The organism is Sphingopyxis flava, from assembly GCF_900168005.1.
GTDB lineage: Bacteria > Pseudomonadota > Alphaproteobacteria > Sphingomonadales > Sphingomonadaceae > Sphingopyxis > Sphingopyxis flava.
Map to the genome: position 1 here is coordinate 1 of NZ_FUYP01000088.1, position 2,587 is coordinate 2,587.

The following is a 2,587-nucleotide window of genomic DNA, read 5'->3' on the forward strand; positions in this document are numbered from 1 at the left end:
GAGGTGACGACGTAGCGGATATCCATGCCGAGCGTGCTGGCCTCGATCCGGGCGACGACACGGCGCTGGCATTTCCAGCTTTTCGCCCCGTAGCGTAAGCGCTGTTTTCCTCCCACCTTGTTCGACTGCGTGATTGCGGCAGAGACGGTGGCATGGACGATGACGCGCTAACGACTGCACTGGACATCCGCACTGAAGGTAGGCGGGAGCCGGTTCGGCGGCTCGAGGTTTTCAGCAACATGGCGGGGCGGCGCCGAGCATGGAGCCTCGAGCAGAAGTTGGCGATCGTTGCCGAGGCGGAACATTGCGATAATCTTTCGGCGCTTGCCCGACGACACGATATTCGCACGTCACAGCTCTACACCTGGCGCCGCGAGCTACGCTATGCATGCCAGGCGCAGAAGAAGGTGCAGGACGCTGTGCCGCAGTTTGTCCCGATCGTTGCCGATGCCCCTGTGCGAACGGACATAGCGATTGAGATCGACATCGACGGTGCCGTCGTGCGCATTTCGGCGATGGCGAACGCGGATCTGGCGGCGGCGGTCGTCAAAGCCCTTCGGCCGGTGCGATGATCGGGCCCGGAGCCGGCGCGCGCGTGATGGTCGCAACGCGTCCCGTTGATTTTCGTAAAGGACCGGACGCTCTCGCCGCGCTGATCGGAGCCGACTATGGCGGCGACCCCTATTCCGGGGTGGTCTACGTGTTCCGGGCGAAGCGATCGGACCGGGTGAAGCTGCTGTGGTGGGATGGAACGGGTCTGTGCCTGATGGCCAAGAGGCTCGAGTCCGGCGGGTTCAAATGGCCCGGTATCGCGGACGGTGTCATGCGCCTGTCGGCCGCCCAGCTCGGTGCTTTGATCGAGAGGCTTGACTGGCGGCGCGTCCATGGAGGCCGGCGGCCGATTGCCCCGCAGATTGCCGGTTGACGCGGCTTTCGCGAGCTGATTCACTGCGTCCATGCTCCTCGAAGCGGACCTCCCTGATGATGTTGAAGCGCTTCGCGCGCTCGTCCTCGAACAGGCCCGCGAGCTTGATGTCCTCAAGACATTCAAGGCTGAAGTCGAGCGGCTGAGAGCGATCATCGACGCCCTGCAGCGGCATCGTTTCGGCCGGCGTTCAGAACAGCTTGATCCCGATCAGCTGCAACTGGGTCTCGAGGAAGTCGAGACGGCCCTAGCCGCGGCCGAGCTTGCGCGGGACAAGGCGAGCCACAAGCCGACAGAGCGGCCCCGCAAGATCAACCGCGGGGCTCTGCCGGCCCATCTTGAACGCATCGAACAGATCGTCGACGTCACCGACAAGGGCTGTCCCTGCTGCGGCGGCGCGCTCCACCAGATCGGCGAAGATGTCTCCGAACGCCTCGACGTCGTGCCGACGACGTTCCGCGTGCTGGTGACACGCCGGCCGCGCTATGGCTGCCGTGCCTGCGAAGGCGCGGTTGTGCAGGCCAAGGCTCCCGCACGGATTGTCGAGAGCGGCCTTCCGACCGAAGCGCTGATCGCGCAGGTAATGGTCGCTAAATACGCCGATCACGTCCCACTTTACCGGCAGGCGCAGATTTACGCCCGCCAAGGCATCGAGCTTGATCGATCGACCCTTGCAGACTGGGTCGGCAGGGCGGCATGGTATCTGCGTCCCCTGCGCGATCATATCCTCGAACGGCTCCGACGATCGGAACGGTTGTTCGCCGACGAGACGACCGCACCGGTACTCGATCCCGGGCGCGGACGGACCAAGACCGGGCAGCTATGGGCCTATGCACGCGATGATCGACCATGGGGCGGCGACGCTCCCCCGATGGTGGCCTATGTCTATGCAGCCGACCGCAAGAGCGAACGGCCGGGCACGCATCTCGGTGACTTTGCCGGCACCCTCCAGGTCGATGGTTATGGTGGCTACACCGCACTTGCGCGGCGCAGCGACCAGATCCGTCTCGCCTTTTGCTGGGCGCATGTCCGCCGCAAATTTTACGACCTCGCCGACACCTCGCCGGTCGCTACCGAGATATTGCGCCGTATCGCTGCGCTCTATGCCATCGAGGCCGAGGCGCGCGGCGCGCCCGCTGAACAGCGCCGCCAGCTGCGCAATGAACGCAGCCGCGCGATTGTCGATGATCTGCACCGCTATCTCGACGCTCGAAGCCGCCAGGTCAGTGCCAAGAGCAAGCTCGGCGAAACCATGCGCTACGCCCTCACGCGTTGGGAAGGGCTCTCGCGCTTTCTCGATGATGGTCGCGTCGACCTCGACAGCAACGTCGTCGAGCGCGCAATCCGCCCGATCGCGCTCAATCGCAAAAACGCCCTGTTCGCGGGATCCGACGAAGGCGGCGACAACTGGGCGGTAATCGCAACCCTCATCGAGAACTGCAAACTCTCGGGTCTCAATCCGCACAGCTGGTTGACCGAAACGCTCACAAAGCTCGCCAATGGATATCCCGCCAACAACGTTCGCGAGCTCATGCCGTGGGCTCAGGTGGGCTGACAACAGCGCTTACCCCGTAGCGGGTCTGGGCATAATTTCGCAGGACCACGTGCTGTTCCTCGGCCCGCTTGACCGCGCAGGCATCGGCAATCTTCACGATCTGTGGA

Annotated in this window: 4 protein-coding genes; 3 read left to right on the forward strand and 1 reads right to left on the reverse strand. The window is 64.1% G+C overall.

The window, feature by feature from the left end:
- Positions 1-161 (reverse strand): transposase (locus tag B5X69_RS22355; protein WP_425441542.1); only part of this gene is annotated, 161 nt, incomplete at its 3' end.
- On the opposite strand from B5X69_RS22355, the gene B5X69_RS20550 reads away from it, so the two are divergent.
- The 3 genes from B5X69_RS20550 to tnpC are packed head-to-tail and all read left to right on the forward strand — an operon-like array spanning position 153 to position 2,480.
- Complete coding sequence (locus tag B5X69_RS20550; RefSeq protein ID WP_079640324.1) at positions 153-572, forward strand: transposase; 420 nt, start codon at positions 153-155, stop codon at positions 570-572. The genes B5X69_RS22355 and B5X69_RS20550 overlap by 9 nt on opposite strands.
- Positions 569-925, forward strand: coding sequence for an IS66 family insertion sequence element accessory protein TnpB (gene tnpB / locus B5X69_RS20555; RefSeq protein ID WP_079640325.1), 357 nt, complete (start codon positions 569-571; stop codon positions 923-925). The genes B5X69_RS20550 and tnpB overlap by 4 nt, the downstream gene beginning before the upstream one ends.
- Positions 926-956: 31 nt before the next feature.
- Positions 957-2,480, forward strand: coding sequence for an IS66 family transposase (gene tnpC / locus B5X69_RS20560; RefSeq protein WP_079640326.1), 1,524 nt, complete (start codon positions 957-959; stop codon positions 2,478-2,480).
- Positions 2,481-2,587 lie beyond the last annotated feature (107 nt).

What these genes read in the sequence shown, in the direction of transcription:
- tnpC (WP_079640326.1), top strand. Translation starts at nt 957, where the DNA reads ATGCTCCTCGAAGCGGACCTCCCTGATGATGTTGAAGCGCTTCGCGCG.
- B5X69_RS20550 (WP_079640324.1), top strand. Translation starts at nt 153, where the DNA reads ATGGACGATGACGCGCTAACGACTGCACTGGACATCCGCACTGAAGGT.
- tnpB (WP_079640325.1), top strand. Translation starts at nt 569, where the DNA reads ATGATCGGGCCCGGAGCCGGCGCGCGCGTGATGGTCGCAACGCGTCCC.